The 1324-nt window shown below is 65.4% G+C and carries 1 protein-coding gene; it reads right to left on the reverse strand.

The features are described 5' to 3' along the window. Positions 1-1290: hypothetical protein (locus MOV76_RS39165; protein ID WP_247266600.1), on the reverse strand; the 1290-nt coding region annotated here is incomplete at its 3' end. Positions 1291-1324: the final 34 nt, after the last annotated feature.

Genomic DNA, 1324 nt, shown 5'->3' on the forward strand with positions numbered 1-1324 from the left:
GGCGGCATCGACCAGGCCGGCCGCAATCGACAGTCCCTTGTCCGGATCAGTGACGACGGCGGCCTGGATCTGCTCGGCCTCCCCCGGCCGGAAGAATTTGGGCGACACGCCGAAGTGCGACGCCGCCGCCCGCGCCTGGTTGATCCGCTCGGAAAACGCGCCGGAGATCGCGTCCGGATCCACGTCGCCGTCAAGCGGAAGCGATGGCGAGACCGGCAGGATGCCGAAGCGCTCGGCAACGCCGATCGGATCCGTCTGCAGATCCTTTCGCTGCTCGGCCACCGTCTTTTTCGCAAAGTCGTAATCTTCGGGCGATGCGCCCTCCCCGAGGATCTTAGGCAGCGCCTTTTCCACCTCGCCGATCGGCTGGGTCCGGACCGCCTCGGCGAGCTTCAGCCGCGTTAATGTCGAGGCGACGATCTCTTTGCCTTTCGGCGCGGTGCCGGCATCCATCTGGAAACGGCTCATTTCCGAAGGGTCGACCGGCAGGCCGCGGGCAACGCGCTTGGCGATTTCCTCGCCGCGCTTGGCGAGATCCGCATCCGCCTTGCCGTCCTGCGTGCGCCTGGCGCTTTCGGCCGACGCAAGCCCTTTGTCGATCCGGTCCCAGTCGTCGGCCGTCACCCCCTCGAGCTCGCCGGCGGCGTAATCCTTCGTCATCTCGGCCCGCATCGATCTGATGTCGTCGGCCTTCATTTTCTGCGCCTGGCCGACATAGAAGCCGGTCACCCCTTCCGATCGGCTTCGGCGCTTGTAGGTTTCGGCCTCGGCCGGACTTATGATGCCACGCGCGACGCCGGCGTCGTAGTGCGCGTCGATCGATCCCTGCAGGTTCGAAAGCACGGTCGCGGCATTCTCGTCATTCGGATCGAGGCCGGCGATCGTCTGGCTCTTCTGCCCCTCGAGCGTGTCGACGCGGCCGAGATAATCTACCTTGTCCTGCGCCCGCTTGCGCTCGTCGAAAGCGTCCTTTGCCCGCTGCACGCGCACGAATGCCTGTTTCTGGAAGGCGTTCTGATACTCGGGCGCGATCTCGGAAAACACATGATCGGTCATGTGCGCCTGCAGCAGTTCGCCCATCGCCTTCTCGAGCTGGACCGGATCGTCCTTGTAGGCGTCATAGACCGCCGACTGATCCTGCAGCATCGTGAGCTCGAGCTCCTGCAGATAGGTATTCGTGCCCTTCACATTGTAGGCGCGATCGTAGATCGAATTGCCCTCGCGCGGCCGGAAGCCGCCGGCTTTGCCGGGCGTGACCTGGACCGGCGTGCGAACCGGCGTGACCGACACAGGACCATCCGCCGCCGCTGCCGGCACCCGGGCG

Source organism: Rhizobium sp. PRIMUS64 (genome assembly GCF_023006465.1).
In the GTDB taxonomy this organism is placed as follows: Bacteria; Pseudomonadota; Alphaproteobacteria; order Rhizobiales; family Rhizobiaceae; genus Rhizobium; species Rhizobium leguminosarum.